Here is a 15,792-nt window from a genome sequence, read left to right as displayed (position 1 = left end):
TCAAAAGAGAAGGGCCCTTTTACTATTCCTCTGCCGTCACCAAGCTATATGATGGATGTCCAACCTGTTGATAGTTCCTTTATCTCCTACTGTATATATGTATGATTCTAGCTAAAACTATACAAAATGACATTGCGCATTTAGTTGCTTGTATTCTAGTGAAACTAAGTATAAGGCAAGAATATTTGTGCACAAAAATGCGACATACCTAGTACAAACTATATAATACGGTTTGTACCTCGTTATGTCGCATTTGCTTTGCATTATTTGATGCCAAAACTCGTAGCATGAAGTTTAGGTACGTTTATAATGTTTTAACCTTAAACTCTTAACATAGAGTTTAAGAACGCTTGTGTCCTTGGGTTTTGTGGATTCCCAAAGACCTGTTCTGGGGTTCCTTCTTCTTGTATTTTGCCGTCTGCCATGAAGATGACTCTGTCTGCTACTTCTCTGGCGAATGCCATTTCGTGGGTGACGATGATCATGGTCATATCTTCTTCGGCTAGTTCTTTGATGGTCCGCAATACTTCGCTGGTAAACTCTGGGTCCAAGGCGGACGTTGGTTCATCGAAGAGCATAATTTCTGGTTTCATCGCTAGTGCTCTAGCAATAGCCACCCTTTGCTTTTGCCCACCCGATAAGGTGCTAGGGTATACATCTCGTTTATCCCAAAGGCCAACTTTTTCTAGCAAGGACTGAGCCATAGGTAAAATATCTCCGTCTTTCATTCCTTTCACCATGCGAGGTGCGATCATGATATTTTCTAGGACCGTCATATGCGGGAATAGGTTAAAAGATTGGAACACCATGCCCATTTTTAGCAAAATTTGTTGCTGTTCTTCTTTTCCTACGTACACTGCCTCACCTACATTCGCCGGAGTGTCCACCAAGGTTGCCCCATCGACGATAATGGTCCCTTTTTGTATGGTTTCTAGTTGTCCCAAGCAACGAAGAAAGGTGGATTTACCCGATCCAGAGGGCCCGATGATGGACACCACTTCGCCCCGTTCCATGGATAGTGACACATCTTGCAAGACCGCCACTGAGCCATAGTTCTTTTCAATATGTAACATGTCTATGAAAGCCATGGTTTCCTCCTAATCTTCGTACATCGCCATACGACGTTCTAAATATTGGTATAACTTCGTCAACACAAATGTCATAGCTAAATAGAATACGCCGGCTACGATGAAAGCGGTAATATCAAAGTCTCGTTGTACGATGCTACGAGTGATTCGCAAGATATCATTCATAGCTAATACGTACACCAAAGACGTATCTTTCAGTAATGTAATCGTTTCATTCGCCAATGGTGGCAACACGCGTTTGATCACCTGTGGCAAAATAATTTTGTACATGGTCTGTACATAAGTAAAGCCCAATACCTTCGCCCCTTCATATTGCCCCTTCGGAATAGATTGAATGCCACTGCGGAAAATTTCACATAAATAGGCAATGTAATTCAACACGAAAGACAACACCGCCGCCGTCATATCCGTCAGCTCAAAGCCATCAATCATGAATGGCAGGCCGTAATAGATGAGCAAAATTTGTAACATCAACGGAGTGCCACGCATGACGTATACGTAAGCATCCACGATGGTCGTCACCACTCGGTTCGTACTCAATCGGAGTAGCGCCAAGAGCAATCCTCCTGGCACCGATAAAATGATAACGATAAAGAACAAGGACAAGGTCACTTGGAATCCGCCAGCAATGGCCGGTGCTATCTGTAACATATACTCCAGTAAGTCCATATTTATTTATACTCCTCTTTCGTCAAGATAGATGTACTACCAAACCATTTTTGCGCCAATTTGTCAGCCGTACCATCATTCATCACTTCTTGTAAGGCAGCGTCAATTTTAGCTTTCAACGCTTCATCTTCTTTGCGCATACCTACGCCTGCTTTTTCAGTGGCAAAGGAACCATTCGCTACGGTGAATACATTATTACCTTTTTTGCCGATTAAATAACGACCTACCATTTCATCTACTACAATGGCGTCGATGCGACCTAACTCAAGGTCCATGAAAGCATTCACATAATCGCCATATTCTTTGATTTCTTTAAAGTTTTTAGATTGTGGATCATTTTTCACCGCTTCCAACCCAGTAGAACCGGATTGCACGCCTACGCGTTTACCGTCAAGTTGTGCTTTATCTGTAATACCAGAGTCAGCTTTAACTGCAATGATTTGGTCTCCACGAAGATATGGTTTGGAGAACAAAATATTGCGTTCCCGTTCCTTCGTAATGGTCAAACCATTCCACAACACGTCAATGCGTTTAGATTTTAGTTCTGCTTCTTTACTATCCCAGTCGATGGATTTAAATTCCACTTCAGAACCAATACGCTTTGCTACTTCTTTTGCCAAATCAATATCAAAACCTACTAGTTCTCCTTTTTCATCCTTAAATCCCATAGGAGGGAAGTTATCATCTAAGCCGATGACAATTTTTTTCGGCACCTCTGTGTTCGCCTGCTTCGTAGACGCCCCACAACCTGCCACTAATCCAACAATCACCAACGCACTAGCCGCTGCTAATACTGTTTTTGAACATTTTTGTAACCAATTCATAGCATTTTCTCCTCTCTACAGATATGTAATCTCTATTTCATGATTACATTATACTTTAGTTAATTAAAGTTGTAAAGAGATAAAATGCTAAATTTTATTATTTATTTTGAAGGTAATTTATGCTGACAATCCCCCAATAGCCAACTGTATAAAACAGCGATATGGTAAGTTATATACTCACCATATCGCTGTTTTTCTCTTTACCTATATGTTTATATCAAGTCCTGTGCTTTGCCTATTTCATTTATTTCTTTTAGCGTTAAGTTAGTAACCTTGGCAATCATCTGCATGGATATATTCTCTCTAAGCATTTGAACGACAACTTCGGTCTTCGCTTTAGCCTTACCTAGATTTTCACCTTCTACTAACCCCTCTGCTCTTCCTTCAGCTACGCCTTCTTTCCAATATGTATAATGATCCATTGATAGCATTGAATATTCCTCCCTCCAAGTCTCACAATGTTTTGCTTCATCTACGGCACTTTCAATTTCTCGTAGTAACTCATCCGATGCAGCATGACCGTCCACATAATCTAAAAACCGTTGCAACGGTTTCGAAATATCATTATAAAGAAACTATGTCAGAACAAAAAGTTAGAATCTATAGATTACACCTTAAGCTGATCTTTAAATTATATCTATATGATACGGCTAGTTGAGATACTCAAAAATAACAAATGATAGCATAGTACATAAGAGTACCCACCACCAAATCATTTCATTTCCAGTACCATCTTCCCAACCGAAATTATCGTCAAGTGCTATGCCAATAGCAAAGAACGAATAGATAAACGAAAGAATAGGTGCGATGATAAGTCCTTTATCAAAAATCATAAAAATTCCCATAAGTGCTACTACAATAGCATGGGGAATCACCATGATTCTATAACTAAAGGCATACATTAAGACTGCATAGACAGCATGAAGCAGAAAAGCACCAAACATATAGATTTCCCCCTTGTATGAAAATAGACCCTGCCGAATAACAAACAGATATTGCTTCTTGCCATAAGGGTAACATGTTTTATAATCCTATTCAAGTATTTTTATATCGATTCAGTGCCGCTAAGACTTTCATTTTATCTTGATGGCTCAGAAACTGTAAGCTAATGGGCACGATATATATACCGCCCGTTTCTGTTTGCACATATAAAGTTTTCCAGTCCTCTCCGAACCCCATGATGCCTTGATAATGAACAAAGGTCAGGTATACATCTGGTGCAAAGAATCGTTCAATTCGTTCTTTTACTAATATAGGTGTTCGTTTTAGAATGAGCCCTTCTGTAGCAATATAAATCTCCACATCGTCTTGCTGGTACATGCGCAATAATGCGTAGACAGATACCACCATAAGAAGAAGCATCCACATATTGAAGCTATGACCCAGTTCTCGATATAGAAGTACTCCACGATACAGCCCCCAAGCGGCAATAGCTGCATACACTAGTTGAAACCCCCATACCATAACAGAGGAATTATGTAGTTCTTCTTCTATCCTGCCACAAGGAAATAATTCTTCTACTTCTTCACGTTTCATAGTTCCTCTCCTAAACAGCACTCCAACCTCTATAATGTTCCTATGTACCATGTCTTAGTATGCATGATTAAAAAGATGTAATGAAATACTGTATACGCATCTCATTACATCTTCATCATTATTTACGTCGTAGGCCCATAGCTTCTTCTACATGAGCTAATGTTACATTCGCCACAGAGGCTGCTTTTTCAGCACCTTCTGTCAAAATCGTATCTAGTTCTGGGCTGTCAATTAATTCTGCATACCGTTCATGGATTGGTGTCAATGCTCCTACGAGTAGGTCTGCAATGTCACCTTTGAAAGTTCCATAATTTTTGCCAGCATACATAGTTTCAATAGTCTCAAAGGAATCTCCTGTTAAAGCATTGTAAATGCCCATCAAGTTAGAAATACCGGGCTGTTTTTCTTTGTCGTAGCGCACCACCCCTTCAGAGTCAGTGGCAGCTTTTTTAATCTTTTTCACCACTACATCTGGTGTGTCCAACAAACGGATGGTTGCCCAGTTATTATCATCGGACTTGCTCATTTTCTTTGTTGGATCTTGTAAGGACATCACACGAGCACCACCTACGGTAGTTTTAATTTCCGGCATAGTGAAGACTTCGCCATATTTGAAATTGAAACGTTGCGCCAAGTCACGTGTTAACTCGATATGTTGACGTTGGTCATCCCCTACAGGCACATAGTTTGTTTGGTATAACAAAATATCTGCCGCCATCAATGGTGGATATGTCAACAAGCCAGCTGGGATAGTTTCCCCTTGTTTCGCCGATTTATCTTTATACTGTGTCATGCGCTCTAGCTCGCCGATAGAGCTCAAGGTTGTTAAAATCCAACCCAACTGCGCATGGGCAGGTACTTCGGATTGTACAAATAAAGTCACTTTTTTAGGGTCTAAACCTACTGCCAAATATAAGGCCGCTAGACTTCGCGTATTGTGGATTAAGTCCTTTGGATCTTGTGGCACTGTGATGGCATGTTGATTAACGATACAGTAAAAACAATCATGGTCATCTTGGAATGTCAAGAAGTTGCGAAGAGCTCCAAGGTAATTACCAATGGTCAACTCACCGCTAGGTTGTATTCCGGAAAATATAACAGACATAGTATCTCCTATTCTACGGTTACAGATTTCGCCAAGTTTCTTGGTTTATCTACATCAGCACCGCGAGTGATAGCTGCATAATAGGACAACAATTGCAATGGTACAACGGCTAAGATAGGCACTGTGAAAGCATCAGTTTTTGGCACGAAGATCGTATGGTCTACGTATTTCGCCAACTCTTCATCGCCTTTCATACCCACACCGATGACAATAGCATCACGAGCTTTTACTTCTTTGATATTGCTCATCATTTTTTCACGTACAGATTCTTGTGTTGCCAAAGCAATGACAGGAATACCTTCCTCGATCAATGCTAAGGTACCATGTTTCAACTCACCACCTGCATAGGCCTCTGCATGGATGTATGAAATTTCTTTCAATTTCAGAGATCCTTCCATGGCCACTGCATAGTCAATTAAACGGCCTAAGAAGAACGCATCTTCTTTATAACCATAATGGTTAGCAAAAGCTTTGATTTCATCTACGTTTTCAAAGATTTCATGCGTCAATGTTGGCAACTCTTGTAAGTTTGTCAAGATTTCATGTTTTACCGCTTCATCGATGCGACCATTTAATTGGCCTAAGTACACAGCTAATAACAATAGGGCTACTAATTGTGTCGTGTATGCCTTTGTGGAAGCTACAGCGATTTCAGGGCCTGCCCAAGTGTAGATGACTTGATCTGCTTCACGAGATACAGCAGAACCTACTACGTTTGTGATCCCTAAAGATTTAGCCCCTAAGCGTTTTGCTTCTTTTAAGGCAGATAAAGTATCACTAGTTTCACCAGATTGGCTGATGACGATGCATAAAGTATCTCCATCTGTTAATGGTGTACGGTAACGGTATTCGGACGCGATGTCTACTTCTACTGGAATACGGGCTAATTGCTCAATGTAGTATTTCGCTACTAACCCGGCATGGTACGCTGTACCACAAGCAGTGATTAAGATACGCTTGATACCTTTCACTGTATCTGGTGTCCAGTTCAATTCATCATAGATAACTTCTGTAGCATCTTTATTAATACGACCGCTTAACGTATCACGAATCGCTTTTGGTTGTTCGTAAATTTCTTTTAACATGAAATGTTCGTAGCCACCTTTTTCTGCCGCTTCTGCATTCCATGTCACATGGTAGATATCTTTTTGTACTGGTTGGCCTGCACGGTCTGTAATGGATACGCTATCTGGTGTGACAATCACAACTTCGTTGTCATTGATGATGTATGTTTCACGTGTGCGTTGAATAATAGCTGGGATATCGGAAGCGATAAAGTTTTCACCTTTTCCTAAGCCCACTACCAATGGATTATCTTTTTTCGTAGCAATAATTTTATTTGGCTCATCGGCGCAAACCATTACTAAAGAGTAAGATCCTTCGATGCGTTCTAACATGCGGCGAACAGTACTTTCAAAGTTGCCGTCATACATATCGCGCAATAAATGAGCTACCACTTCTGTATCTGTTTCAGATTTAAAGTGATATCCTTTCGCCAATAACTCTTCTTTTAAGGGCATAAAGTTTTCAATAATACCGTTATGAACTACGGCAAATTTACCATCTTCACTTGTATGTGGATGGGCATTCATATCACTTGGACGACCATGGGTGGCCCAACGAGTATGACCGATACCAATATGACCTGGATTAGGATCTGCTTTTACCACAGCTTCCAAATTCGCCAAACGGCCCATTTTCTTTTGTACTTTAATCACATGATTTTCGCCCACTACGGCAATCCCTGCAGAATCATATCCGCGGTATTCCAATTTTTCCAAACCTTCCAGCATAAAATCTGCTGCATTTTCAAACCCAATATATCCTACGATACCACACATGGTATGTACCTCCTTGATTAATTCTTCTATATGGCTTCTGAAAGTAGTCTTTGTGCACCTAGTCACCTACGTGTTTTGCTCTACTTCTACGACGGAAGCTCGCCGAGAGGCATCCGCTGACATTCGATACTCCTCCACCTCGTCCACTGTAAAAGCTGTCTCTTTCCAGTGCATGCGCTATTCGCATTTACGAATTTAGTTCCTCCTTTGCCTATGTTTCGACAGTTCTGTTGACTATGCCTTCGTGTATTAAAAATAGCAATAATCAGTAGTATTATACTTCATATGAGTAATAACTGTAAAGAAATAAACGAATTGACCCATACACAAAGAGGAATGCTGATGACAATGTCTCAACATTCCTCTCATACCATTATATTTTTCCTGAGATGATGCCACCTTCACATAGCAAATGATGATTCCCTACGGCAGCAGCTTCTTCTTCACTGTGAGTGACCCACAAGCAAGGGATCGCCCATTCCGAAATAATAGAGACTAAGTCTTGTTGCAACTGGGCGCGTAGGTTCACATCTAAGGCGGTGAGCGGTTCATCTAAGATCAGTAGCACTGGCTTAGAGTACAACGCTCGTCCTAAAGCCACTCGTTGTTGCTCCCCACCAGACAAGCCTTTAGCTTTTTTCTTAAGATGTGGTGTCAATCGTAATCGCTCCACAATATGATCGAATAGCTCTGGAGAACCTTGTTTACTATACCGAATATTCTCCTCGACAGTCATATGGGGAAATACAATATTGCCTTGTGGCATATAGCCAATGTGTCGTTCTTGGGTAGGTGTGCTCCTTCCCTTTTCGAACCATATCGTATCATTCGCTATAATCCTACCTTCTTTTGGTGTCAGCAATCCACATAAAGCTTTCAAAAATGTAGTTTTTCCACTACCAGAAGGCCCCATCAAGGTAGTAATACCTTCTTGTAATGTACCTTGGGCTTTCACAATAAAAGAACCTCGTTCTATGACGATATCAAAGGAAATCATAGTACCTCCTTACCGATTTGAGAAGAGGGAACCTTTTGTTAGGACTTGAATAGCCCACACAAGCCCCAATGTTAATACACAAATATAAATCACAAGCTCAAATGCACCACTATAATCGCCGAATTCTACAAGAGAATAAATAGCTAGAGGCATCGTCCTTGTGACCCCCGGAATATTTCCAGCAATCAAAATAGTGGCCCCAAATTCACCTAAGCCACGAGCAAAACACAGGATGGATCCGCTAAGGATCCCTTTCCATGCTAAAGGCAAGGAAATTGTCCAGAACACTCGAAACTCGGAGGCCCCCAAGGTGCGAGCTACGTCTTCCATATCGCGATCGATAGCGGCCAGCGCTGTTCGTACGGACTGATAGAAGAGGGGAAAGCTGACCACGGCGGATGCAATAATAGCCCCTAACTTAGAGAATACTACTCGGATACCATGAGATTCTAGCCAAGCCCCAAACGCATTGCCTGGCGAAAATATGATGAGCAACATAAAGCCTAATACAACCGGTGGTAAGACTAAGGGCAGTGTAAAAAAGGAATCAATCAAAGATTTTCCTGGAAAAGAATATCGTTTCATCACATAGGTAAGACTAAGGCCTACCACCACATTAATGAGGAGCGCTAGGAACGCTACTTCAATAGATAACTGTAAGGTCATCATTGTCGAACCGGTTCAGCGAAGCCCCATTTAGCCAATACTTCGCTCGCTTCTTTACTTGTTAAGAACGCATAGAAATCTTCTGTCAATTTATTTTGGTTCTTTTTCACAATACCGATTGGATATTCAATTGGCCCATGTAATTTGGCATCCACTATAGCAGAAATATCCACTTTATCTTTCAATGCTAAGGCATCTGTTTTATATACGAAGCCTACATCAGCAGCACCTTCAGCAATATATGCCCCCACTGCTTTTACGTCTTTGGCAAAAACAACATTAGGTTCTACCGCATCCCACAAATTCGCTTTTGTTAAGGAATCTTTCGCATATTTACCAGCTGGCACTGTTTCTATTGTACCGATAGCTACGCGTTTTGCATTGGTAATATTGTCCAATGTGACCGCCTCTTTACCTTTTGGTACAATCATCACCAATGTATTCGCTACGAATGGTCGAATCTTATCCATTAACCCTTTTTCATTCAATTGATCCATATTTTTTTTGTTCGCAGAAATAAAGATACTGGATGGTGCCCCTTCTTCAATTTGTTGACGCAAAGTGCCAGAACCTGCATAGACGATATTCACTTGCTCAGGTTTTAGGTTATGTTGTTTCACATAGTCTGCTTTTAACTCTTCTAACGCCCCTTGCATACTAGCTGCTGCTGACACAGTGATGGTTTCATTTGTGGATGGCGCTATAGATGTATTCGCACTTTGTTGTCCACCGCATCCAGCCAATGCCAACATGCCTACCATCACTACCCCCATTAACCAGTGACGCCTCATAATAATCTCCCCCTTTCAAATACTATACAATTAGAGGTTTACTATATATTCTCATTATACTAAAAAAAGCATTGTTATACCAAATGATTTTAGTTACATATGGTACAATAAGGATGATAACAATACAACCTAAGGAGGTTATACCTATGGATTTATTTTTTCACATCATTCTCACCAGTATCATCCCTATTTTATTACTTACCCTCATGGGCGTCCTATTAGATCGTTGGTTTCACCTTGATTTACGAACCTTGAGCAAATTAAACTTTTATTTATTTTTACCTGCCTATATTTTGAAATCCTTTTATGTCACTGACCTGACCCATGAAAGTTTTGTCATTTTCGGTTGTGCTCTGATTATTTTATTTACCAATAGCCTCTTAGCTGGTCTTGTAGCCAAATGGCAAGGCTACAGTCTTGGAAAAACAGAAATTGTCCGCAATGCGACTATGTTCTCTAACATTGGTAATCTAGGTGTCGCATTGGGTACCTTTGTCTTTGCTAATGATCCTTATGTAATAAACGGTACTACCCCTTATTTACATGATGGAGTCATAGCCATCATTGCCACATTCATTATCCAAACTATTTTTTGTAATTCTCTTGGGTTTTATCAAGCTGGTAAAGGAAAACTAACTACAAGAGACTCCATCCGTACAGTATTGCATATCCCCATTATGTATTGCGTACCCTTGTCGATTCTAGCCCATTATTATAGTCCCATCGATGTAACGCAAACGATCATTTGGGGACCACTAGATATTTTTGGTCGCTGTTTCGTAGGGGCTGCCATGCTTACCCTAGGGGTGCAGCTAAATCGTACACCATGGAACTTCTTAAAGAAAGATGTACTCATGACATCTGCTTTACGATTAATTGGAGGACCTGTATTAGCGCTAGCCGTCGTATTACTCATTACCATGTATTACACACCATTGAGTGCTATTGCAGCTCAAAGTATCATCATTGCTTACGCTGTACCTTCGGCAGTAAATACAGCTTTAATGGCTGTAGAAATGAATAATCATCCAGAACTAGCTACGCAAATCGTGCTAGCTACCACAGTCCTTTCCTCTTTCACCATGCCACTGGCCATTTTATTAGCCTATCATGTGTTCCCATTGTAAATACATGCACTTGCAACATCTTTCACGCAACAACATAAGTCCTCATCCCCTATATCTATGCCTACATATGCAAGAAACCAGGGGATACGTATAGAAACCGTGTTGTAGTTATTCCGTATATCGATGTATTATCTCTATTTGCATCACCTACTGACAAGATGTTGTCTGCTATATTACATTGGGTATGGTCCATTTTTATATACAGATAATTATAACTTTTTTTGTACCATAAACTTACTGATTACCTTATACACAATTAAGATTAATGCAATTTCTATAGGAAAGAAAATGATGTTTTTAATAAGACGTCCAACAAATATAGCAGATACTGCTTTGTTATAAAATATTGTCAACCACATTGTATTCAATATTAGATGTATACATACAGTAACAATCAATTCTGGTAACAGTAAATTTTTTACTGTTACATCACGGCCATGTAAAAAATACCCATATGTATAACCTACTAGAAATTCAGATATGATAAAGCCGGGGAAAAACACCCCTTGTCCAAATAGAGACATACCTATAAAACAGGCAATAGCAGCCATGATCCCCGCTGCCATAGGCCCATACAAAATACCAAATATAGCGGTAGATAAAAACCCAAACGTAATATGTATAAATGTCGTATGAATAGCAAATATATAAGATAGTAAAACCGTCAATGCTACAAATATACCTATCTTTACAATCATATCAGTGTTCATGAAATACCTCACTCTGTTTTATTCTTGACGATGTCAAGTAAATCTAATTTTCACGGTGTTTTTTATATTTAAAAAGCTGCACTAGAATGCAGTAAAACCGCATTCTATCACAGCCCCATATGTTTAGTCTTTATTGATGCGATACATGTTCTAAGCCTTGACTAATCAAAACTACTACATGGTCATCATTTAATCGATACCAAACTACTTTTCCTTCTTTTCTAAATGTAACTAATCTTGCCTGACGCAACACACGCAATTGATGCGATATAGCTGATTGCCCCATATCCATAGCATCTGCGATTTCAGTTACACACATCTCTTTCTGAAGCAGATGCCTAACAATACGCAACCGCGTTGGATCACCTAGGACCTTAAATAGTTCAGCTAACAATTGTGTTTCCAACTCTTGTTGATTTATTTCCATCTTAACCTCGCTATCTCACTGTATCCTTTATTCCCTCTAATGAGAGTTTGATATTACTATTATATCATCTTTTTCTTGTTCTGTATCTCCAATTTTTTCTAAAAGTATGCGCGAATCTTTTTCTTGATCCACTACACTCTCTGGTGTAGCTAATTCCAATGGCACTCCTTTGGCGTAGACTCCTGTAACTACACCATAACCATCACGTAATTTTAAGGTTCCAATTAAAGTACCTTTATAATTGGTATAAAATTTACTATCCACCTTACTCAAGTCTATTTTGACTCGATTGAAAGGAATAGAAAACTCCACCACTCCATGGTCAAATCGTTTTACGTTGGCTCGAATATACTCTTGCTCCTTAGGAGCCTCATCTGTGGCAGATACAACTTGTAAGATGCCCGTCTGTTTTGGTGTGACAACAATATATACTTCCTGTCCTACTTCTGGAGCCTGTGTACCTTCCCAATTGGCATAGGATCCTAAAAATTCCACTTCTAAATAATCTGAAGGCACCCAGCCAATATGACGACTTACTTTCACAGGCCATTGATATTCTGTTCCCCCTTGTAGTAAGGTGGTATATCGTTGTTGAATATAGACTTGACTTAGTAGTCCCACGATAGCAGCAAGAGCAAAGAAAATCCACTTTTGATATTTCATCGTTCTTCCTCCTTTACCGTTTTCTCAGATTCTACTACTTTTGTTTCCTCCGACAATGCATATTCCTCCATTGCAGGTTCTACTTCCATCATTTCTACTGTGTTTTGACGGGCCTGACGAACACGTTGATTCACCTTGGCACGTTGTTTTCTTTTACGCCATAAATATAACGCATTGACGACCAATACAATGATTCCTAACACTAAAAAGGACACGCCCCGTTCTACGAAGGTAAAGCTAGGGTCAAAAAAGCGCGCCCCAAACATGGCAATCAGAGTCAAGATACTACTATTTAAAAAGCTCACTTTTTTCACCAAGGTGCCACGAATGAAAGTTCCTAAAGCAGCCACAAAAATATAAGCATTAAATAGAATGGACGTCAAAATAGAAGTTGCCCCAGATACAGTGACGATATAACATCCAAATATAACAAAAGGAATCATCCCAATAGCACTTTCCACTCGTTTTGCCAGCAGTAAGCGACGCAATACGAGGAAGGCTACTCCTAAGCTTACTAGCATGCACAACCATAGCCACCATGTCATGGTACTTTCACCAATACGAATCCACGTACTAATGTAGGTACCTTCCACAATGGTATACAGTAAAGCAATAGCACCTATCCCCTTACAAGGAAGGGCTAAGAGAGTAATTTTCTTTTCTAATGTACCTAATCCATAGGTAACAGCACCTAACACACTGATAAAAAATAAATTCATTTGCGGTTCATAGGTGGATAGAGTAAAAAATACCTCTCCGAAAATGGCCCCTACAAACGCCCATGATACAGATACTAATAAAGGATCTTTCACCTGTTGGTAATTACCGAAACGACGAATATAATATGGTACTGCCACCAGTAAAAGTCCACCTACGGCAGCTGGCCCTACCCATGCATTTAAAGGATGATTAGAAAAGCTCCATCCCAAGACACCAATGAGGTACAATATCATACCCAATGCGGAATCAAGGATATAAATGATAGGCAAAGAACAACATAGGATAATGAGCACATATAGACCCATGTGCTCCCCTGTATAATAGGTATCTGCCACTAATAAGGTAGAGGTCGTTAATATCCCCATATAGATAACGGTAATTGCTTCCGCAATCATGCTAGCTGGCTTAGATTTCCATACGCCCCCACCTACAATGGCGATTGCCAATAATAAAATGACCAATGCCCAATCAAAGCGTCCATTGGGAGAAAATCCATACCAATAACCAGCAAAGAGCAATATAATACCTAATAAAATGAGCGCAGCGCCCCCTAATACCGTAATCAGTCGCATCCAAGATGGCCCTGCTTTAGGAATAAATCCATACTTGGCTTGTAACTGGCGACTTTGTTCCTCTGAAATTAGCCCTTCCTCGCGCCACTGTTCAAGTTCTTCATGTAACCAACGTATATGTTTTATACTCATATATATCTCCATAGAAAAAGGCTTTGCTCAGAGAACAAAGCCTTGTATCCTATTATTTAACAATTAATACTGGACATGTGGAATGACTAGTTACATAGCTACTTACACTACCCATAAACAAACCTTTCAAAGGTCCTAATCCACGGCTCCCCATAACAATTAAATCTGCATCATATTTTTTAGCTACCGCTAATACAGCTGGTCCAGGGGACCCTACTTCAAAGACGCATTTTACTTTCATATCTGCTGGTACCTCTTCTGCTACTTCGCTTAAGATTTTTTTACCAGTTTCTTCCATATCTTCTGCAATTTGTTCAGATACATAACCACCACTAATTGGAGTTTGGTCAAAGTTTGAAATTGCGGATACAATGTTCGCTACGTGCACTAAAATCAATTCCGCATCATTACGTTTTACAATCGCCAAAGCATGTTCTAACGCTCTTTTACCATTTTCTGATCCATCTGCAGGAACAATTATTTTTTTATATTCCACCATAGTAAGACCTCCTCCGAATTGTTACTGTGCTACTATGTAACTTGTCTATATCACAATAATTCGACATAGACTTGAAAATTCCTTTTCTTTACTCTTATTGTCTCACAAAATTCCAATCTTCGCAAATGAAACTTGCGTCACGATGATTTCTTTATTTTAGTCGAATTAATGACAATAAAATCGCTCCAATGATTGGGGAGATGGACAATGCCATTAAGGCTGTTTGGTAATTGCCTGTAGCTGTTAATACTGTGGACAATATAATAGGTGCTGTGAGGGCTCCTATTTGGTTGAACAAGTTCACGAATCCTGCTGTGGTTCCTCTTAGTTCTGGTGGTGCCGCTTGGATGATGATAGCATTGGTTAATGGGCTATACATGAATGCACCCATACCTAATAGGGGTGCTGTAATGTATAACATATCCGGATTGCTTGTGTTCGCAAAGATTAGCAAGGCTGGAGAGAACAAGAACATAACGATAGCAGCTAAATAATTTCTTGGCAACGAAATTCTATCGGAAATGAATCCAATGGTCGGTTTCGCAACCACCGCTGCAATACCATAGATACTCATAATGGCTCCTGCAAAGATAGGTGTCACATGTAATTGTTTCACTAAATACAAGTTAGCCCATGTAGTAACGCCCCAAGTGGTACCTGTTGCAAAGAATCCCATCACTGCCAACAGTAAAATGTTACGATTTGTTCCCACAAATTTTAAACTCTGTGCCAACGACATGGACTGTTGCCCTGTTTCTTGCGTCTCTTCTGTTTGGCCTTTTCTGAAAGCTTGTACTTCTTTCACTGTGAATAAAGCCAAGAAGAACACAATGAGTGGCAATAAAGCGGTAATCAAAAATGCCATTTGCCATCCATAATGGACCGCCACAAATGGTGCATATCCATTGACCACGGTAATACCAAAAGATGTACAGCTCATGAAAATGCCTACCGCTGTACCACGTTGTTCTGCACTGAAATGCTCTCCAATAGCTTTCAAACAAGCAGATTGCACAGGGCCTGATACAATGCCTAATAAAAAGCGCAATCCTAAGCCATATTCATAACTTTGTACAGTACTCATAAAACCCGTTACAATAGCCATAGCCACCAAGCTACCTAAGATAGATTTACGATAGCCAAAACGATCCGCTAACAACCCACCTGGCAATACGGTCAATGCATAACCAAAGTAAAATGCCGTCAAATAGGACGTTCCTTGCTGTGCTGTAAAATGCAACGCTTCATTTACGATTGGCATCAACGATGACCATGATAAGCGCATGACAAAACTTAACAAAAAAGTTAACCACAAAGTCAGCAGTATACCTGTTTGTGTAAGAGTAAACCCTTTTTTCATGTAATACCTCCTATGGAATACCACAAACTATGTAAAACATATAATCTGCATAAAATTATAACATA

The 15,792-nt window shown here is 40.0% G+C and carries 18 protein-coding genes; 1 reads left to right on the top strand and 17 read right to left on the bottom strand.

Features of this window, described 5'->3' with window-relative positions; genetic code table 11:
- Nucleotides 1–320: 320 nt before the first annotated feature.
- From EO117_RS02120 to modA, 11 genes are all read right to left on the bottom strand, one after another.
- Nucleotides 321–1,088: an amino acid ABC transporter ATP-binding protein gene (locus EO117_RS02120; RefSeq protein ID WP_126938872.1), complete on the bottom strand. Its 768-nt coding sequence runs from the start codon at nt 1,086–1,088 to the stop codon at nt 321–323.
- A gap of 9 nt (nt 1,089–1,097) precedes the next feature.
- A complete protein-coding gene (locus EO117_RS02115) occupies nt 1,098–1,757 on the bottom strand; it encodes an amino acid ABC transporter permease (RefSeq protein ID WP_206168579.1) in 660 nt (219 codons plus the stop codon).
- 2 nt (nt 1,758–1,759) lie between these two features.
- Nucleotides 1,760–2,581, bottom strand: coding sequence for an amino acid ABC transporter substrate-binding protein (locus tag EO117_RS02110; protein WP_126938871.1), 822 nt, complete (start codon nt 2,579–2,581; stop codon nt 1,760–1,762).
- A gap of 212 nt (nt 2,582–2,793) precedes the next feature.
- Nucleotides 2,794–3,129 (bottom strand): hypothetical protein, encoded by a 336-nt coding sequence (locus EO117_RS02105; protein WP_126938870.1) that lies wholly within the window; start codon nt 3,127–3,129, stop codon nt 2,794–2,796.
- 102 nt (nt 3,130–3,231) lie between these two features.
- A complete protein-coding gene (locus tag EO117_RS02100) occupies nt 3,232–3,525 on the bottom strand; it encodes a hypothetical protein (RefSeq protein WP_126938869.1) in 294 nt (97 codons plus the stop codon).
- A gap of 91 nt (nt 3,526–3,616) precedes the next feature.
- A complete protein-coding gene (locus tag EO117_RS02095; RefSeq protein ID WP_126938868.1) occupies nt 3,617–4,117 on the bottom strand; it encodes a hypothetical protein in 501 nt (166 codons plus the stop codon).
- Between the two features lie 118 nt (nt 4,118–4,235).
- Nucleotides 4,236–5,222 carry a tryptophan--tRNA ligase gene (gene trpS, locus EO117_RS02090; RefSeq protein ID WP_126938867.1) on the bottom strand — a complete coding sequence of 329 codons (987 nt, stop codon included), beginning with the start codon at nt 5,220–5,222 and terminating at the stop codon, nt 4,236–4,238.
- A gap of 8 nt (nt 5,223–5,230) precedes the next feature.
- Nucleotides 5,231–7,063 carry a glutamine--fructose-6-phosphate transaminase (isomerizing) gene (gene glmS / locus EO117_RS02085; RefSeq protein ID WP_126938866.1) on the bottom strand — a complete coding sequence of 611 codons (1,833 nt, stop codon included), beginning with the start codon at nt 7,061–7,063 and terminating at the stop codon, nt 5,231–5,233.
- Between the two features lie 373 nt (nt 7,064–7,436).
- Complete coding sequence (locus tag EO117_RS02080) at nt 7,437–8,060, bottom strand: ATP-binding cassette domain-containing protein (protein WP_126938865.1); 624 nt, start codon at nt 8,058–8,060, stop codon at nt 7,437–7,439.
- A gap of 9 nt (nt 8,061–8,069) precedes the next feature.
- Nucleotides 8,070–8,729, bottom strand: a complete 660-nt coding sequence (gene modB, locus EO117_RS02075; protein ID WP_126938864.1) for a molybdate ABC transporter permease subunit — start codon at nt 8,727–8,729, stop codon at nt 8,070–8,072.
- Nucleotides 8,726–9,517, bottom strand: coding sequence for a molybdate ABC transporter substrate-binding protein (gene modA, locus EO117_RS02070; RefSeq protein ID WP_126938863.1), 792 nt, complete (start codon nt 9,515–9,517; stop codon nt 8,726–8,728). The genes modB and modA overlap by 4 nt, the downstream gene beginning before the upstream one ends.
- 146 nt (nt 9,518–9,663) lie before the next feature.
- Here modA and EO117_RS02065 point away from each other — a divergent pair, with 146 nt between their 5' ends.
- The gene (locus EO117_RS02065) at nt 9,664–10,644 is read left to right on the top strand and encodes an AEC family transporter (protein WP_126938862.1); all 981 of its coding nucleotides are present in this window, start codon (nt 9,664–9,666) and stop codon (nt 10,642–10,644) included.
- Between the two features lie 209 nt (nt 10,645–10,853).
- On the opposite strand, the gene EO117_RS02060 is transcribed toward EO117_RS02065, so the two are convergent.
- The 6 genes from EO117_RS02060 to EO117_RS02035 form a co-directional block, all read right to left on the bottom strand.
- Nucleotides 10,854–11,354 (bottom strand): folate family ECF transporter S component, encoded by a 501-nt coding sequence (locus EO117_RS02060; RefSeq protein WP_126938861.1) that lies wholly within the window; start codon nt 11,352–11,354, stop codon nt 10,854–10,856.
- Between the two features lie 130 nt (nt 11,355–11,484).
- A complete protein-coding gene (locus EO117_RS02055; RefSeq protein WP_126938860.1) occupies nt 11,485–11,781 on the bottom strand; it encodes a helix-turn-helix transcriptional regulator in 297 nt (98 codons plus the stop codon).
- Between the two features lie 36 nt (nt 11,782–11,817).
- Nucleotides 11,818–12,444 carry a hypothetical protein gene (locus EO117_RS02050; RefSeq protein ID WP_126938859.1) on the bottom strand — a complete coding sequence of 209 codons (627 nt, stop codon included), beginning with the start codon at nt 12,442–12,444 and terminating at the stop codon, nt 11,818–11,820.
- Complete coding sequence (locus EO117_RS02045) at nt 12,441–13,868, bottom strand: DUF2157 domain-containing protein (protein ID WP_164727464.1); 1,428 nt, start codon at nt 13,866–13,868, stop codon at nt 12,441–12,443. Before EO117_RS02045 ends, EO117_RS02050 begins: the two co-directional genes overlap by 4 nt.
- 52 nt (nt 13,869–13,920) lie before the next feature.
- On the bottom strand, nt 13,921–14,367 hold the full coding sequence (locus EO117_RS02040) for a universal stress protein (RefSeq protein WP_009353425.1): 447 nt from the start codon (nt 14,365–14,367) through the stop codon (nt 13,921–13,923).
- 151 nt (nt 14,368–14,518) lie between these two features.
- Nucleotides 14,519–15,727, bottom strand: a complete 1,209-nt coding sequence (locus tag EO117_RS02035; RefSeq protein WP_126938857.1) for an MFS transporter — start codon at nt 15,725–15,727, stop codon at nt 14,519–14,521.
- Nucleotides 15,728–15,792 lie beyond the last annotated feature (65 nt).

It is taken from the genome of Veillonella sp. VA142, from assembly GCF_003992135.1.
Taxonomy (GTDB): Bacteria; Bacillota; Negativicutes; order Veillonellales; family Veillonellaceae; genus F0422.
Note: the sequence above shows the minus strand (reverse complement) of the source record. Positions and strands in the feature narration are given on the sequence as shown.